Below are 16,086 nucleotides of genomic sequence, written 5' to 3' on the forward strand. Positions count from 1 at the left end.
GAGCGGCGCATCCGAACGCGACGCCCGTCTCACTCCACAAACGCCGCATCCACCACCAGCCGCTCGCGATCCCATTCCGGCACCGCATGGATCGGCACCATGAAGGTCCGTCCGGTGTCGCGGCGGATCTCCACCACGTCGCCGGCGCCGAAATTCTCGACCGCCACCACCGTGCCGACCGCCTCGCCGTCGGTCGACACCGCCGCGAGCCCCAGAAGGTCGGCGTGATAATATTCGCCGTCCTCCAGCGGCGGCAGCGCGTCGCGCGGCACCGTCAGATAGGTACCGCGCAGCGCCTCGGCCGCGTTGCGATCGGTCACTTCGGCGAAACGCGCGATCGTGCCGTCGCGCAGCTTCGCAAGCGTCAGCGCGCCGCCGTTGAACGCACGGTGCGCGCCCACGTCCTCGCCGAAGACCTTCAGCCGCACCTCCCCCGCGATGCCGTGCGCGCCGGTGACGACCGCCAGCACGATCGTGTCGCGGTCGGGCGTATCGCGATCCACCGGCAGCGCCTCAGTCGGGGGAGCCGTCGTCCCCTGCGGGGGTGTCGTCGGCGCCTTCGGCCGGCGCCTCGCTCGAGACACCGGCGTTGGTGGCGTCTTCGTCATCGTCGGGGGCGGTCCGCGGATCGGGATCCTGGGTCATCGTGGCGCTCCTGTCCTCGTGAAGAGGTCAGCCAACGCACGATGACCGGGATCGGCTGCTTACTCGGCGGTCGCGTCGGCCGTCTCGGCCTCGGCTGCTGCCGGCTTGTTCGCCTCGGCGGCGGCTTCCTCGGCGGCCTTGGCCTTCTCGGCGCGCTCCTCGGCGCGCTCCTTGGCCTTCTCGCCCGGCTCGGCCTTCTTGGGGTTGTTGCGCGCGGGGCGCTCCTTCACGCCGGCCACGTCGAGGAAGCGGGCGACGCGGTCGGTCGGCTGCGCGCCGACGCCCAGCCAGTGCTTCGCCCGCTCGGCGTCCAGCACCACGCGCTTCTCGTCGTCCTTGGCGAGCAGCGGGTTGTAGTTGCCGATCTTCTCGATGAACTTGCCGTCGCGGGGCGAACGCGCGTCGGCCACCACGATGCGGTAATACGGACGCTTCTTCGAGCCACCACGCGACAGGCGAATGCTCAGTGCCATTGTACTTCTCTTCCTTCTTCCGATTTTCGATCCGGCCGACGCCGGACACCGTTACTTCTTGAACCTGAAACCGCCGGGCAGGCCGCCGCCCGGCAGACCGCCGGGAAGCCCCGGCAGCCCGGGACCGCCGCCCGGACCGCCATTGGGTCCGCCCAGCTTGCCCATCATGTCGCCCATCTCGGCGCCGCCGATGGCATTGCCCAGGCCGCCCAGGCCGCCCTTGCCCAGCATCGCCATCATGCCCTTGATCCCGCCCATCTTCTTGATCTTCTTCATGGCGGTGGACATTTCCTGATGCATCTTCAGGAGCTTGTTGACTTCCTGCACCGTGGTGCCGGAGCCCTTGGCGATACGGATCTTGCGCTTGGCGTTGATGAGCTCGGGCCTGGCGCGCTCCTTGACGGTCATCGATCCGATGATCGCGTCCAGATGCACCAGCATCTTGTCGCTGCCCGGCGTCGCGTCCATCGCGGCCTGCGCCTTCTTCATCCCCGGCAGCATGCCGGCGAGCGCGCCCAGACCACCCATGCGACGCATCTGCCCCAGTTGCGCCCGCAGGTCGTTGAGGTCGAACTGGCCCTTGGCCAGCCGCGACGCCATCCGCTCGGCGTCCTCCTGCTGGATCGATTCCGCGGCGCGCTCGACCAGGCTGACGACGTCGCCCATGCCCAGGATGCGCCCCGCGACGCGACCGGGATGGAACGCCTCCAGCGCATCCATCTTCTCGCCGGTGCCCGCGAACTTGATCGGCTTGCCGGTGACCGCGCGCATCGACAGCGCCGCGCCGCCGCGCGCATCGCCGTCCATCCGGGTCAGCACGACGCCGGTCAGCGGCACCTGTTCGGAAAAGTTCTGCGCGACGTTGACCGCGTCCTGCCCGGTCAGGCTGTCGACGACGAGCAGGATCTCCTGCGGGCGGGCGACCTCGGCCACCGCCTTCATCTCGTCCATCAGCGCCTGATCGACGTGCAGGCGGCCCGCGGTGTCGAGCATCAGCACGTCGAAGCCCTGCAGCTTCGCGGCCTGCACCGCGCGCCGCGCGATGTCGACCGGCTGCTGCCCCGGCACGATCGGCAGCGTCGCCACCTCGACCTGCGCACCCAGCGTCGCCAGCTGCTCCTGCGCCGCCGGGCGATTGACGTCGAGCGACGCCATCAGCACCTTCTTGCGCTCGCGGTTCTGCGACAGCGCGCCACCCAGCGTGCCGTTGGCCAGCTTCTTCGCAATCTTCGCGGTCGTCGTCGTCTTGCCCGAGCCCTGCAGGCCGACCATCATGACGATCGCCGGCGGGGCGACGTTCAACTCGAGCGCAGCGCCCTCGGCATCCTCGCCGCCCAGCATCCGGACGAGCGCGTCGTTGACGATCTTGACGACCTGCTGCCCCGGCGTGACCGAGCGCAGGACGTTCTGCCCGATCGCCTCCTCGGTCGCCTCGTCGACGAACCGGCGCGCAACGGGCAGCGCCACGTCCGCCTCCAGCAGCGCGACGCGCACCTCGCGCATCGCCTGACGCACGTCCGCCTCGGTCAGCGCGCCACGGCCGCGCAGCCGGTCGAACACTCCACCCAGACGATCGCTCAGGCTATCGAACATGCAAATTCCTCATGGTTCCCGCCAAACGCAAAAGCGCCGGCGGGCGAAACCTCGCCGGCCAGCGTGCGCCACGTGGGGCGCGTGTCTTCGGCGTTCGCGATGGAACGTGGGTGGCCGTGTAGCGGGGTGTGGGGCGAAAGGCAACCCTCGCCCCATCGGTAGCGTGTTCCGGCGAACGCCGGAACCCAGGGCCAAGCGACACGACAGATGCGCGTGGACCGCAACCCCGGGCCCCTGCGTACGCAGGAGCACGACGTTCATTTCGACCCCAGAGCCTCAACCACCCCACCCGTCACCCCGGACCTGTTCCGGGGTCCAGGGTTGCGCGCACCAAAGCCACGTGGCGCCCGCGAAACCCTGGATGCCGGAACAAGTCCGGCATGACGGAGTGGATGAGGCCGACCTCACTTCAACCCCAGCGCCTTCACCACCGCACCCCACGACACCAGCTTGAAGTTCTGCGTTGCCGGCGCATTGTCGCCGTCCTGCGCCACCATCACGCCGTCCGGGAATGCCGGACCAAAGTCGCCCACCGCCACCTCGATCCCGTCCGTCTCGCTGGTGCCGTCGATCGCACCCCCCGCGATACGGAACCGCCCCATCAGCCGGTCGTCGCCCAGCCGATAGACGTTGTAGGTGCTGTCCCCCTGGCTCGACGCGATCAGATAGCCGCCGCGCGCGCCCTGCGGCGCCAGCGCCAGACCCTCGGCATCCGCGACCAGGTTCACCCCGTCGACCTTCGCGATCGCGGTCGGCGCGCTGCTCCCCGCGGCGTCGGCATCGAACCGCCAGATGCCGACATCCTCCTCCGCGACATAGAGGACGCCGGTACGGTCATCGACCACGCATCCCTCGGACTGCGTACCCAGCTTCAGGCTGCGCACCAGCGACACCTTCGGCGCCGCCCCCGATACGTCGATCGCCACCTGGTCGATCCGCCCGTCCTTCAGCACCACGAAGCCGAACAGCGCGCGATCGCGGGCGCGCTGCCACAGGCACATGCCGTAGGCCTCGCCCGCGCCCACCGGATAGCGCCCCAGCGGCACCAGCCGCGCCGCCGCGGTATCGAGCCGGAAGAGCGAGACATGCGCCTGCGCCACATCGGCGCGGTCGCTCGCCGCGGCGACGACGTTGCCGCCGCCCAGATCGCGCAGGTCGACGTTGTTCAGCCGCGCCGCGGGCGTGAAGCTCAGCCGCTTGCCCGACAGGTCGTGGACGTGGATGCCCGCCTTCTTGTCGGTCCCGATCACCAGGCTCTTCGCCGGATCGGCCGCGTTGCGCCAGATGGCGGGATCGTCCGCGGCATCGTCGGCGGTGTCGACCGGATCGGTTTCCGCCACCGCCGGCACGCTCGCGACCGCGACCGGCCCGTCGGCGGCGGGCGGTGCCACCGGCGCGCACGCCGCCACCGCCAGCGCGGCCGGGAGGAGCGCGCGCCTCACAGCTTCACCCTCACGCCGCCGAACAGCGTGAAGCCGAACTTCTCATACTCATAGACCCGCTGCCGATCGCCGAAATAGCGCACGCCCGCGGAGTTGGTCAGGTTCTTGCCCTCGACGAACAGATTGACCTCCTTCGTCAGTTGCAGGCTGCCGGTCGCGTCCAGCTGCCCGCGGCCCTCCCAATACAGGTCCAGCGTGCGGTCGCCGGTGTTGATCTCGTCCAGATAGTCGCTGCGCTTCGTATAGGCGACGCGCAGGTTCACCGGCCCCCGTTCGTAGAACAGCGACGCATTCCACATATGCTTCGACTGCCCCGGCAGCCTGAACACGCTGCGCCCGGTCAGGTCCGCCTGCGCCAGCCGCGCATCGCCCTGCGTATAGGTGTAGTTGGCGAACACGCCGAACCCGCCGAGCATCCCCGGCAGGAAGCCGAACTGCTGCTGCCAGTTGAGCTCGACGCCGTACAGCTTGCCGTCGGGCGCGTTGATCGGCTGCGTCAGCCGCGCGATCCGCCCGTCGAACGTGCCGTTGCGCGTCACGGTGTAGCGATAGTCGGTCAGGTCCTTGTAGAAGGCGTTGACCGCGATGATGCCCAGCGGCCGGATGTAATATTCCAGCCCCGCATCGACGTTGTTCGACAGCGTCGGGCGCAGGTCGGCATTGCCCTGTCGCACGATCAGCACGCCGTCGTCCTCGACCAACGTACGGGGTACGAGATCGACGAAATTGGGCCGGTTGATCCCGCGCGTCAGGGCGAAGCGGCCGATCAGGTCAGGGGAGAATTCCTGCCGCAGCGTCAGGTTGGGGAAGAATTCCAGATACCCGGTCTTCGACGTGCGCGCGCCGTACACGTTGGTCGCGGCGTTGAAGGTCGCGGTGTCGCCGCGGAAGTCGGTGCTCTCGACGCGCAGGCCCGCGATCAGCGTCGTCGCGCCGAACTCGAACTTGCCCATGCCGAAGATGCCGAGCACCTTCTCCTTCACCCGGTAATCCGCGATCCGCGAGTCCGACACGCGGCGCGGGGAATCGGGCCGCGCGGCGGCGAAATACGCGTCCGCCTTCGCCGGATCGATCCGCTCGCCCAGATCATAGTCGAAGTTGCGCGATTCCTGATCGCTCAGCACCCCCGCCAGCGTCCGCCCCAGCGCGGCCGAGGCGTCGCGATTGCGGAACCGCTCCTCGTCGGCATCGACGGTGCGCTCGCGGTAGCGCCCGCCGACGCTCAGCGTCGCGTCGCCGCTGCCCAGCTCCGCGGGCACGTCGCCGCGGATCTGCGCGCTGAACGTATCGTTCTTCGTCGTGTTCGACCGGAACGTGTTCTCGTAGAAGCCGTAATTGGCGACCTGCAGATGCTCGCCGGTGGCGAACAGCGAATAGGTCGGCAGGTCGGCGTTGTTCGCGAAATCGTAGCTCAGCGTCGGGCGCAGCGTCGATCGGAACAGCAGCTCGTTGCGGTTGGGATAGGTCTGCTGCGAGCGCGTGTACGACACGTCGTAGCTCAGCTTGCCCTCGCCCAGCCGGTTCTCGCCGCCGCCGACCACCGACCAGATCTCGTTGCGCTGGGTGCGGTGGCGCACCTGCTTGTTGATGCGCGTCCGGTCATAGGTCGCCGCGGTATCGGTCGCGCCCGCGCGGACCGTGCCGTCGCTCCACACGATGCCCAGCCGGTCGCGATATTCGTCATCCTCGAACTGCGCATAGGAACCGCGCAGGTACAGCCGGTGGCCGTCCGCCGGGCGCCATTCCAGCGCGCCGGTGCCCGCGATCCGCTCGCGCTTGGTGTCGTAATCCTTGAAGAAGGTCTCCGCGACCAGATACCGGCCCGCGGCGTTGCGGACCCAGCCGTTCTCGACATTGTCGGGGCGGCGGTGGGTCATCGAATAGCTGCCCGACAGCAGCACGCCGAACTGCCGGTCCGGGCCGAAGCGGTCGCTGATCGCCCCCGATGCGCGATAGTCGCTGGTCTTGCCGAACTGGTTGTAGCTGGCACCCGCCATGCCGGTCAGCGCGAAGCCGCGGCGGTCGAAGGGCGAGCGCGTGCTGATGTCGATCGCGCCGGAGATCGAATCCGCGTCCTGGCTCGGCACCAGCGTCTTCGTCACCGCGATATTGGCGACGATGTCGGACGGCAGCGTGTCCAGATCGACCGCCCGGGTGCTAGGGTCGACCGATGCGATCTGCACGCCGTCGACCGACACCGCCGACCATTCGCTCGGCGCGCCGCGCACGTTGATGTAGCGGCCCTCGCCCTGGTCGCGCTCGATGCCGACGCCGGGCACGCGCTGCAACGCCTCGGCGATGTTGGGATCGGGGAAGCGCCCGATCGCGTCCGCCGACAGGATCGTCACGGTATTGTCCGCCTGCCGCTGCTGGTTGAGCGCCCGCGCGGTATTGTCGAGCAGCGACGCGCCGGTCACGACGATATCGCCCGGCTGCCCCGCGGCGGGCAGGGTGATGTCGACCGGCGCGTCGCGGTCCGCCACGTCGACCGTGCGCGTGGTGTGCGGTCGGCCCAGATAGTCGATCGCCAGCGTCACCGGGCGCCCGGCCTCCGGCACCGCGACGGTGAAGCCGCCCTGCGCGTCGGTGCTCGCCTCGAACGGCGTGCCCTCGACGGCGATCCGCGCACCGGGGAGCGCCGCCCCGGTTTCGTCATAGACGTGGCCCGAGATCGTCGGACGCGCCGACACCTGCCCGGCCGCCCCCGCCGGCGCGTCGGCCGGCCCGGTATCCGCCGCATGCGCGGGCGCGCCCAGCGCGAGCGCCAGACCGAGGATGGACGCGCCGGCACCGGCGCGCGCACGTAGAGTGAGCACGATCGTTTCCCCCGAGAGATGTTCCTCGCCCCGCCCCGGCGATCCGCCGCGCCGCGATGACGTTGTGGCGTCCGTATGAAACGATGATTTCAGTAGCGCGTCGTCACGATGGCAGTTTCGTTGCAGCCGGCACCCGCCGTCCCCCCGGTATCTCTTCCCCGGCGCAGGCGGGGCGTTTGCATAAGGCGATATCGTGCTCCCGCGCAGGCAGGAGCCCAGGGTTTGCACGCCCCATCAGGCGTTGTTGTGCCTGGCCCCGGCTCCTGCCTGCGCAGGAGCACGGTAGAAATTTTGCAGAGGCCCCGGCTACTTCCGCGGCGACGCCGCACCCTGCCGATGCGCCACCACCTCCCCCGCCCGGATCACCCGCCCCTCGCGCAAGTCCGGATCCAGTCGCACCCCGGCGGGCAGGAACATCAGGATCGTCGAGCCGTGCTCGAACCACCCCATCTCCGCGCCGCGCGCCACCGCCGCGTCGCACGCCACGCGGTCGCTGCCCTGCTCGCGCAGCGACCGCTCGGTATCCAGGAACGCCAGCCGGATGCTCGCCACCAGGATCGCGGCGACCGGCACCAGCAGCATCGGGGTGCCGTCCGCCAGCCGCGCCTCGATCACCGCGCGCTCGTTGCGGCAGAACAGCCGCTCCACCCGCCGCAACGCGATGGGGTTCACGTTCCAGCAGTCGCCCGACAGATACGTCACCCCCTCCACCGTCAGGTCGGCGGGCGCGTGGAAGCGGTGATACATCGCCGCGGTCAGCCGCAGCGTCACGAAACGGCCGTCGCGGAATCGCTCGACCAGCGCGGCGTCGGGCACCAGCTCCTCCAGCCGATACGGAAACCCCTTCACCTGCCACACCGCGGTGCCGTCGATCCGCCCATGTGCCCCGACGATGGCGTCGCACGGCGCGCAGATCGCGCCCGCACCCCCCTCGAACCGCCGCGCCCCCGCGCGCAACCGCCGCACGAACCCCTCGCGCAGCGAGCGGAAGTGCGTCGTCTCCGCCTCCGACAGGTCGACGTCGCCGAAGAATCGCCACGCCGCCAGCGCCGGGCGCGCCACCAGCGGGTGCTCGCTCGCCGCGATCCGCCCCACCATCTGCGTCGCCCAGCGCCGCGGCAGGCGGTTGGTCAGCAGGAAATTCAGGTCCTCCTGCATCAGCAGGCGTAGGAAAGCACCGCGCATGTCACACCTGCGTCATCGGGAGGGAGTGTGGAAGGCCATGGTCAACCGCACGAAGCTCGCCGTCCTCGCCGCCGCCGGGGCCATCGCTGCCACGAAACTGCGCACCCGCCTGCGCCTGTCGGCGGCGAAACACCCCTCGCTCGGCGGTCATGTCCGCCTGGCGAAGCGGATCGCCGGGCAGATCGCGGGCTATACCCATCCGGAGGCGCGCTTCTTCACCGCCGATGGCGCGGACGCGACGGTGGCGCAGCGCCGCCGCGACGGCCTGCGCGCGCTGTCCGAACTCTACGCCGCGCGCTTTCCGAAGACGCTCGCGCTCACCGCGCAGACCCGCCGGGGCCTCTCCGACCTGCAATTCACCGGCCGCTACCGCGTCCCCTTCGCGTTCAGCGCGGTGGTGCGCGAGAAGCTGCCCGTCGGCGCCTTCCTGCAATCCTCCGACGGCGCGTGGCTGACCGACCTCGACGGCAACCGCCTGATCGACCTGACCGGCTCCTACGGCGTCAATCTGTTCGGCAACGATCTCTACAGGGCGACGATGCGCGAGGCGCTGGAGACCGCCGAGCCGCTGGGCGGCGTGCTCGGCAGCTACCACCCCGTCGTCGCGTCGAACGTCGAGCGGCTGCGCGCACTGTCCGGGCTCGACGAAATCTCCTTCCACATGTCGGGGACGGAGGCGGTGATGCAGGCGGTTCGCCTCGCGCGCTACCACACCGGCCGCCGCCGGCTGGTGCGCTTCGCCGGCGCCTATCACGGCTGGTGGGGCGACGTGCAGCCCGGCATCGGCAACCCCGTCCCCGCCGACCACACGCTGACGCTGGCCGATATGTCGGAAAGGACGCTCGCGGTGCTCGCCACGCGCACGGACATCGCCTGCGTGCTGGTCAATCCGCTCCAGGCGCTCCACCCCAACCGCGGCGCGCCGTCGGACGGCCAGCTGGTCGACAGCGCGCGCACCGCGGGCGCCGACTGGGACGCCTATGCCGCGTGGCTGCGCCGTCTGGCACAGGTATGCCGCGACGCCGGCATCGTCCTCATCATGGACGAGGTGTTCATGGGCTTCCGCCTGTCGCCCGGCAGCGTCGCCCGGACGATCGGTGTCGATGCCGACATGATCGTCTGGGGCAAGACGCTGGGCGGCGGCTTGCCGATCGGCGTGCTGGCGGGCCGCGCCGCGCTGATGAAGCGCTTTCGCGAGGAACGCCCGGTCGACATCTGCTTCGCGCGCGGCACGTTCAACGCGCACCCCTATGTCATGGCCGCGACCGACGCCTTCCTGCGCCGGCTGGAGACGCCCGCGATACGCGCGCTGTACGATGGCCTCGACGATCGCTGGAACGCGCGCGCGGCGCGGCTCAACGCCCGGCTGGCGGCGGCACGACTGCCGGTGCAGGCGGCGCACCTGTCGACCGTCTGGACCGTCCTCTACACGCGCCCGTCGCGCTACAACTGGATGCTGCAATATTATCTCCGTGCGGAGGGACTCGCGCTCAGCTGGGTGGGCACCGGGCGGCTGATCTTCAGCCTCGACATCGACGACGCGCTGTTCGACGCGATCGTCGACCGCTTCGTGGCGGCGGCCGCGGCGATGCAGCGCGACGGCTGGTGGGACGGCCCCGCGGTCAGCGACAAGGCGCTGCGGCGGCAGGCGCTGAAGGAAACGGTGCGGGCGCGGTTCTTCTGACGGTGAATTGCCTTACGCCCGCACCCCGTCCATCCGCTCGCCCTTCAGCAGCCGCGCCGGCGCGCTGCGGTACAGGCGGAAGTCGCTGAACGGATCGGTCACGATCTTCGTCGCCCACACGATCCCCGTCTCCAGGCCGCGCTGCACCCACAATTGCAGCACGCGCACCGTGATCGCCCCCACGCCCAGGATCAGCCAGCCCCAGCCGACGTGCCGCAGCCACCCGGCCACCCCGGCGGGGGCCTCCAGCACGCCGAACAGCGTCGGCTCGACCGCCAGTACCACCGGGATCGCCAGCCACGTCCCCATCAGCACATATTTGCGCATCAGGTTGTAGCCGACCTTCACCTCCTCCTTGTGCTCGTGCGTCACACCATTCTCATGGTCGTAGCCCTTGGGCTCGAAGAAGAAATGCCCCGCCTGCCGGCTGGTCATCGCCACGCCCCACGCCAGCAGGCTGGCCAGCGCGACATCGACGAACAGCAGCAGGTACGCGCTCAGGAAGGTGCATGCGCTCACGAAGTGCAGGCTCTGGTTGACCAGGCTGTGATGATAGAAGCGGTGGTCGTCCCAGCGCTGTTCGGCCAGTTGCGCCCGAAAGCCGGGATTGCCCTGCTCGTCCTCGAAGCGCAGCTTGCGGATCGCGTTCATTGCATCCCTCCCAGCTTGGCGATGCGCACCAGCGAGAAATGCCCCAGCGGCGGCAGGACGCGCTGCTCGACCAGCTCCACGTCGCCGCGCGTCGCGATCCAGTCGGTATAGAGCGCGAACGGGAAGTCGGTGCGGAAACCCAGCCGGCTGGTCACCGGCATCAGCGTCTTCTCGATCGCGCCGCGCAGCCCCTGCTCGGCGCCGACGCGCGTGGTGATGACGATCTCGCCACCCGGGCGGCACACCCGCGCGAACTCGTCCAGCGCCCGCGCCGGATCGGCCACCGCGCTGACCACATATTGCGCCACCACCACGTCGAAACTGTCGTCCGCGAAGTCGAGCGCCTCGGCATCGCCGATGCGGATCGCCTCGACGTTGGACAGGCCGTGCCGGCGCACCCGCGCGCGCGCCTTGTCGAGCATGTCGTCGGAGATGTCGACGCCCGTCACCCGGCTGGTCGCGGCGTAGCCCGGCAGCGAGATGCCGGTCCCCACCCCCACCTCCAGGATGCGTCCGCCGATGCGATCGGCGGCGCGGATCGCGCTGGCGCGCCCCTGCCGGAATACGGGGCCGAAGACGAGATCGTAGATCGGCGCCCATCGGTCATACGCCTGCGCAACGCCCGCGGTGGTCATCGTCGCTGTCATGGAAGGCTCACCTGCCGTCTGCTGGTGCGACAGGATGTGTCGCGCTTTCGTGTCATGCGTGCGACGTCGCGGTGACAGGCGCTGTCACGGTGGCGCCACGGGAGTGACACATCGACCGCCACCGTCACCCCGGCCCTGAGCGGGACCTTTGCAAAGGGCTACACCGTGGGCTTCGATGCCGTTGCACCTGTTTTGCAAAGCCCCCGCCCTGAGCCGGGGTCCCGCTTTCTCCCGACGGTTCGGCGGGACCCGGGTCAAGCCCGGGGGACGGTCGACGGAAGGTCATTAACCCCCATCCGATATATCGCCGCCATGCAGCTTGCGGCATGGCTCCTCCTCCTGATCCCGGTGGCGACCTTTCTCGCCTATCCGCTGGTCGTCCTGTTCGCCGCCGCGCTCGCCCCGCGCCGGCGCGTGCCGGTGCCGGCAGCCACCCCATCGATCACGATCCTGATCGGCGCGCACAACGAGGAAACGACCATCGGCCTCAAGCTCGCCTCGGTCGCGCAGGCGCTCGCCGCCTGGCCCGGCACCGCGCAGGTGCTGGTGGCGGACGACGGCTCCACCGACGCCACCGCCGCGATCGCGCGCGGCGCCGGCGCGGCCGTCATCGCCTGCCCGCGCGGCGGCAAGGCGGCGGCGCTCAACCGCGCCGTCCCGCAGGCGACCGGCGAGGTGATCGTCATGACCGACGCCGATCCCCTGTTCGACGCGCGGACGCTCCCCGCGCTCCTCGCCCCCTTCGCCGACCCGCGCGTCGGCGCGGTCGCGGGGCGGGTCGATACGATCCGCACCCCCGGCCGCACCCGCTTCGCCGCCGCCGATCGCGCGTTCCGCCGCTATGAATCCGCGCTGCGCTCGGCGGAGGATCGCCTGTTCGGCTGCGTGTCCGCCGATGGCGGCCTCTACGCCATCCGCCGCGCGCTGGTGCCGACCGTCGTCGCCGACGTGACCGACGATTTCTACGTCAGCACCGCCGCCGTCGCCGCGGGCCACCGCATCGCCTATGCCGATGCCGCGCGGGTGTGGGAGCACAGCATCACCGGCGCGCGGCGGCAATGGCGCCGCCGCGTGCGCATCACCGTGCGCGGGCTGACCGGGCTGTGGCGCCGCCGCGCGCTGATGAACCCCGTTCGCACCGGCTGGTATGCGGTCGCGCTGGTACTTCACAAGGTCGCGCGCCGCCTCGCCCCGCTGGCGATCCTGCCGCTGTGGCTGGTATCGGCGCTCGCCGGCGGCGCATGGTGGATCGTCTTCGCCGCGATCACCGCCGCCGCGCTCGTCGCGCTCGCGGGCACGCTCGGCGCGCGGCTGCCGGGGCCGCTGCGGATCGTCCACGGCATCGTGCTCCACCTCGCGGGGCTGGCGGCCGGAACATTGCTGTTCGTCGCAGGTCGCCGCTACGCGCAATGGACCCCGCAAAAGGCATGATCGCGCTCCTCGCCCTGCAAGCCGCGCTCGCCGACGACTTCGAGCACGGCCTGTACCGCTGGTCGCTGACGCAGCAGATCGGCGGCACCGTTACCACCGCCGCCGCACCCGATCGCCGCGGCCATGCCCTGCGCGCCGACGCCGGCGCGAAAGCCGGCGATGTCGTCGCCAAGGCGGACGTCGTCGCGCGCATCGCCCCCGTCACCCGCGGCGGGACGATCCGCGTCGCGTTCGACCTGCGCATCCCCGCCGGCTTTCCGCGCGATTCGATTCAGCTCGTCGATCTGGAATGCGCCACCTGCGGCGAGGGCGGCAACCCCGGCATCCGCCTCTACCTGCGCCGCGGCCGGCTGCGGATCGATCGCTCCAAGCTGGGGATCCGGCACGCCTGGACGCGCGACGACGCCCCCGTCCTCGCCCCCGATCGCTGGTACCGCGTCGCGTGGGACCTGACCGTCTCCGACCGCGACACCGGCCGCACGCGCGTCACGCTCGACGGTCGCGCGGTGCTCGCCGCGCGCGGCGTCACCGCCCGCGCGCATGTCGATCGCGTCCAGATCGGCATCACCGCCAATTCGAACGCCTTCCCCGCGCGCGTCTTCGTCGACGACGTCGCCGTCCGGGTCAGCAGGCCCCGTCCCCCTTCGTAACCGCACCGATGGTGCGCACGATCAGGTCCAGGTCCTGCCGCGCCGACAGCGTGCGAATGTAGCGCATGTCCATCTCCGAGCGTTCGTCGAAATCCACGTTGGCGCGCCCCGATACCTGCCACAGCCCGGTCAGCCCGGGCCGTACCGCCAGCCGCGGCAGATGCGCCATGCGATAGGTGCTGGCGTCGAACGACGTCGGGCGCGGCCCCACCAGCGCCATGTCGCCCAGCACCACGTTCCACAGGTTGGGCAGCTCGTCGACACTGCTCTTGCGCAGCCACCGCCCGACGCGCGTGATCCGCGGATCGTCCGCCAGCTTGAAATCGGGCGAATCGGCGGCATGGATGTTGTGGACGCGCAGCGCCTCCTTCAGCGCCTCGGCATCGACCACCATCGTGCGGAACTTGAACAGCCGGAACCGCCGCCCGAGGTAGCCGGTGCGCGGCTGGACGAACATCACCGGCCCGCCGTCGTCCAGCTTGATCGCGATCGCCACCGCGACGAACACCGGCAGCAGCATGATCGCCGCGGCCAGCGCCAGCGCGCCGTCGAGCAGCGGCTTCACGCGCCGCGCATAGATGCCGCGATGCACCTCCAGCGGCAGCGGCACGCCGCGCATGTCGGCCTCGAACCGCACCCGCCGCGGCAGGTCGCGGCGGCGCTCGGGCGGTGGGGGTGCTGGCGGCGGCGTCATGCGAACGGATCCCGCCGCAGCGCGAAGACGACGCGGCGCAGCGCGTTCATCGGCGCCAGCACCAGATACCAGTAATGATTGCCCTGCATCAGCCGCACCTGCGCCCGGAACGCCAGCGCCTCCGCCGCCTGCCACCGCACGCCGATCGCCCGGTCGCCGACATGCACGCGGGAGATCACGTCCGCAGGCTCGTCGGCGGTGTTGCGCCCGCGCCCCGCGGTGGTGCCCCGGTAGCCCAGCCGCCGCGCGATCGCGCGCCCCTCCACCCCCACCACATTCTCGGGCCAGCAGAAGATCTGCGGCATCCGCTTCAGCCGCGCCGCGAACGCCATCTGGCAGGCCGCCAGATCCTCCTCGATCCGCCGCGACAGCACCTCCGCCGTCTCGTGCGCGCCGTCGCGCCACGCCCGCGCCGCCAGCGCCAGCCCCGACCGCGGCACCGGCGCGCCCAGCGGCACCGCGACGGGCACGTCGCGCGCGTACCAGTCGTGCTTGGGGCCGGGCGTCGCGTCCCATTGCAGCCAGGCATGGCGGCGCCAGTTGGTCGCGGTCAGCACGTCCTCCGCCGCGTCCGACACGGGCACGCGCGCATGTGCGACGCCGTGCGGCTCCACCTCGATGCCCTGCGCCTCCAGATCGGCCAGTTCGTCCCACGTCATATAGCCGTGGTCGACACCGTCCGAGCGCACGCCGCCGGCCGGATCGACGAAGTCGAGTGAGGCGAACACCGTCGCCGTCATCCCGGCGGCGCGCAGCAGCGGCGCGGCATGGACGTGATTGTCGCGGTAGCCGTCGTCGAAATGCAGCACGACCGCGCGCTCCGGCATCGCCTCGCCGTTCGCGCGCCGCCGCACCCATTCGCGCGTACCGATCACCGTCGCGCCGATCCGCGCCAGCACCCCCAGATGCGTCGCCAGCGTGTCGGGATGCACCGTGATCTCGCGCGACCATGGCAGCCAGCGTGCATCGGTGCTGACCGAATGATAGGTCAGCACCGCCACCCCCGGCGCCGCGATCATCGCGCGGTGCCCGATCGCCAGCCCCAGTACGGCGGGCACCAGCCCCCACCAGCCGCCCGTCAGCACGCCCGCAGCGCCCCCCGCGGCCACGCACCCCGCCCAGCGCAGCAGCCGCGCGCGCCGTTCCTGCCGCCGCGTCATGCCGCCGCCTTGCGGGCGTCGCGCCACGCCTTGGCGCGCGCGCGCAGGTGGTCCGCCGTCGCCCACGCCGCCCCGACCGGGCCGCGCGGGTACAGCGTGACGCGGTACAGCGTGTCGCATCCGTCCGCGAAGCGCAGCTTGTACGGCGCCGGGGTCAGCCCGTTGCCCAGTTTGTCGTACCAGTCGATCGCCGGATCCGCGCACGCCGCCGCGATATGCAGCCCCGCCAGTACGTAGCCGGGCGAGAAATCGGCCAGCGCCTCGTCGTAGCCGACCTTCATCAGCGCCAGCCGCCGCCCGCACAGGATGCCGAATTCGAACGCCACCAGCCGCACGCCGTCCCACAGCAGCGCCACCCGCAGCGCGCCCGCCGCCGCGGCCCGCGTCGCCAGCAGCGTGTAGAAGGTCGCGGTCGCCGTATCGTCCGCGATGGCCGTGCCCGCCCGCCCCTTCCACCCCGATCGCTCGACCGCGAACAGCTGCGTCAGCAACTCGGGCCCGACATCGCGCCGCACCTCGAACCGCATCCCCCGCGCCTCCACCAGCGCGGCATGTCCGATCCGCAGTCGCTGCCGGATGCGCTTGCTGCGCGCCGCCAGCCACGCCGAATAGCCCGCGCGACAGTCGGTCACCGGCGACAGCGCATGCGCCCGGATCGCGACGCGGTGCCGCGGGCTCCAGCCGCGCGCCGCCGCCAGCAGCCGCGCCTCTTCCTCCAGATAGTCGATCTGCACCGCCCCGCCGCGCGCCGCGCGCAACAACCGGCGGGGCAGGTCGTCGTCCACCGCCACGTCGGGCGAGATATCGAAGCGGATGCTGTGCGGGTTCGTCGCGCTGCGCAGCCGCGGCCAGCGCACCGGGCCGATCGCCAGCGCATCGCGCACCACCATCACGCCGCCGACATCCTCAATGGCGCCGAACGCCGCCGACCAGCTGTCGAACCAGCCGTGCTGGAGGTGGAAGGGTGCGCCCGGCGCGACGGTCAGCATTTAACCACTCTGCAAGTCGTCCCCGA

Annotated in this window: 15 protein-coding genes; 3 read left to right on the forward strand and 12 right to left on the reverse strand. The window is 70.8% G+C overall.

The annotated features are described in order from the left end of the window. Positions 1-29: 29 nt before the first annotated feature. From rimM to asd, 7 genes are all read right to left on the reverse strand, one after another. Positions 30-503: a ribosome maturation factor RimM gene (rimM, locus tag PGN23_RS13900; RefSeq protein WP_335303552.1), complete on the reverse strand. Its 474-nt coding sequence runs from the start codon at positions 501-503 to the stop codon at positions 30-32. A 10-nt stretch (positions 504-513) separates the two neighbouring features. Continuing rightward, positions 514-645 (reverse strand): hypothetical protein, encoded by a 132-nt coding sequence (locus tag PGN23_RS13905; RefSeq protein ID WP_335303554.1) that lies wholly within the window; start codon positions 643-645, stop codon positions 514-516. 59 nt (positions 646-704) lie between these two features. Beyond that, positions 705-1,118: a 30S ribosomal protein S16 gene (gene rpsP / locus PGN23_RS13910; protein ID WP_335303555.1), complete on the reverse strand. Its 414-nt coding sequence runs from the start codon at positions 1,116-1,118 to the stop codon at positions 705-707. 51 nt (positions 1,119-1,169) lie between these two features. Beyond that, a complete protein-coding gene (gene ffh, locus PGN23_RS13915) occupies positions 1,170-2,711 on the reverse strand; it encodes a signal recognition particle protein (RefSeq protein ID WP_335303556.1) in 1,542 nt (513 codons plus the stop codon). A gap of 404 nt (positions 2,712-3,115) precedes the next feature. Next, on the reverse strand, positions 3,116-4,153 hold the full coding sequence (locus PGN23_RS13920) for a phytase (protein ID WP_335303557.1): 1,038 nt from the start codon (positions 4,151-4,153) through the stop codon (positions 3,116-3,118). Next, the gene (locus tag PGN23_RS13925) at positions 4,150-6,969 is read right to left on the reverse strand and encodes a TonB-dependent receptor (RefSeq protein WP_335303558.1); all 2,820 of its coding nucleotides are present in this window, start codon (positions 6,967-6,969) and stop codon (positions 4,150-4,152) included. The genes PGN23_RS13920 and PGN23_RS13925 overlap by 4 nt, the downstream gene beginning before the upstream one ends. A 306-nt stretch (positions 6,970-7,275) precedes the next feature. Beyond that, on the reverse strand, positions 7,276-8,154 hold the full coding sequence (gene asd / locus PGN23_RS13930) for an archaetidylserine decarboxylase (RefSeq protein WP_335303559.1): 879 nt from the start codon (positions 8,152-8,154) through the stop codon (positions 7,276-7,278). Here asd and PGN23_RS13935 point away from each other — a divergent pair. Continuing rightward, the gene (locus tag PGN23_RS13935; RefSeq protein WP_335303560.1) at positions 8,153-9,838 is read left to right on the forward strand and encodes an aminotransferase class III-fold pyridoxal phosphate-dependent enzyme; all 1,686 of its coding nucleotides are present in this window, start codon (positions 8,153-8,155) and stop codon (positions 9,836-9,838) included. The two genes, asd and PGN23_RS13935, sit on opposite strands and share 2 nt — an antisense overlap. Positions 9,839-9,850: 12 nt before the next feature. On the opposite strand, the gene PGN23_RS13940 is transcribed toward PGN23_RS13935, so the two are convergent. Beyond that, positions 9,851-10,489, reverse strand: coding sequence for a hypothetical protein (locus tag PGN23_RS13940; RefSeq protein WP_335303561.1), 639 nt, complete (start codon positions 10,487-10,489; stop codon positions 9,851-9,853). Further along, complete coding sequence (locus tag PGN23_RS13945) at positions 10,486-11,136, reverse strand: class I SAM-dependent methyltransferase (RefSeq protein ID WP_335303562.1); 651 nt, start codon at positions 11,134-11,136, stop codon at positions 10,486-10,488. Before PGN23_RS13945 ends, PGN23_RS13940 begins: the two co-directional genes overlap by 4 nt. A 312-nt stretch (positions 11,137-11,448) precedes the next feature. On the opposite strand from PGN23_RS13945, the gene PGN23_RS13950 reads away from it, so the two are divergent. Together PGN23_RS13950 and PGN23_RS13955 are read left to right on the forward strand one after the other, a co-directional pair. Further along, positions 11,449-12,567 carry a glycosyltransferase gene (locus tag PGN23_RS13950; protein WP_335303563.1) on the forward strand — a complete coding sequence of 373 codons (1,119 nt, stop codon included), beginning with the start codon at positions 11,449-11,451 and terminating at the stop codon, positions 12,565-12,567. After that, positions 12,564-13,217 (forward strand): heparin lyase I family protein, encoded by a 654-nt coding sequence (locus PGN23_RS13955; protein WP_335303564.1) that lies wholly within the window; start codon positions 12,564-12,566, stop codon positions 13,215-13,217. The genes PGN23_RS13950 and PGN23_RS13955 overlap by 4 nt, the downstream gene beginning before the upstream one ends. Here the strand turns inward: PGN23_RS13955 and PGN23_RS13960 are convergent. From PGN23_RS13960 to PGN23_RS13970, 3 genes are read right to left on the reverse strand one after another with little or no spacing between them, the layout of a single operon-like run. Continuing rightward, positions 13,192-13,911, reverse strand: a complete 720-nt coding sequence (locus PGN23_RS13960; protein ID WP_335303565.1) for a sugar transferase — start codon at positions 13,909-13,911, stop codon at positions 13,192-13,194. The two genes, PGN23_RS13955 and PGN23_RS13960, sit on opposite strands and share 26 nt — an antisense overlap. After that, complete coding sequence (locus PGN23_RS13965) at positions 13,908-15,071, reverse strand: polysaccharide deacetylase family protein (protein ID WP_335303567.1); 1,164 nt, start codon at positions 15,069-15,071, stop codon at positions 13,908-13,910. Before PGN23_RS13965 ends, PGN23_RS13960 begins: the two co-directional genes overlap by 4 nt. After that, positions 15,068-16,060, reverse strand: coding sequence for a GNAT family N-acetyltransferase (locus PGN23_RS13970; protein ID WP_335303569.1), 993 nt, complete (start codon positions 16,058-16,060; stop codon positions 15,068-15,070). The genes PGN23_RS13965 and PGN23_RS13970 overlap by 4 nt, the downstream gene beginning before the upstream one ends. Between the last annotated feature and the right edge of the window lie 26 nt (positions 16,061-16,086).

Origin of the sequence: Sphingomonas adhaesiva, from assembly GCF_036946125.1 — a bacterium.
Taxonomy (GTDB): domain Bacteria; phylum Pseudomonadota; class Alphaproteobacteria; order Sphingomonadales; family Sphingomonadaceae; genus Sphingomonas; species Sphingomonas adhaesiva_A.